Below are 567 nucleotides of genomic sequence, written 5' to 3' on the forward strand. Positions count from 1 at the left end.
TGGTGGGTAGCACCAACGTGTTCGACACTCTTTGGTAATGCGCTAGATACCATTGCGTTCTTTGCAATTGCGTTCTACCAAAGTCCAGATCCATTTATGGCTGAGCACTGGACTGAAATCGCGCTGGTGGATTACGGCTTCAAGTTGGTGATAAGCCTTGGCTTATTTGTCCCAATGTACGGTGTATTACTGAATTATCTGATTAAGAAGCTAACCGCAGTAAACCCAGACTTCAAAGTGAGTACGGCTGCGTAATCTCGCTGATTTAATGTGAATAACAAAAAGCCGCTGAATCCAGCGGCTTTTTTGTATTTGAAGGACGGGTACAAGTCTCGTTGTACAGCACAAGGAGCAATAAGATCATGGGTGTTCTAAAGCTCCAAGCACTGTACATTGGAATGCCAAATAACAAAAAGGCTCCATAAGGAGCCTTTTTACTCGATAACAATCATTAGCAAGCGGTAATCGTTAATGGCCAACCAATGTCTGTTTGACGGTTCGATTCTATTTCTAACTCAGCAGCCGTAAGCGGGTTAGCTTCTAGCCATTTCGCATCAATGCTCAACG

At 43.9% G+C, this 567-nt stretch carries 1 protein-coding gene; it reads left to right on the top strand.

Annotation, left to right across the window (positions count from 1 at the left end; translation table 11 throughout):
- On the top strand, positions 1-255 hold a 255-nt coding region (locus R7Q48_RS29720; RefSeq protein ID WP_318133971.1), incomplete at its 5' end, for a queuosine precursor transporter.
- Positions 256-567: the final 312 nt, after the last annotated feature.

Source organism: Vibrio sp. 378, from assembly GCF_033339435.1.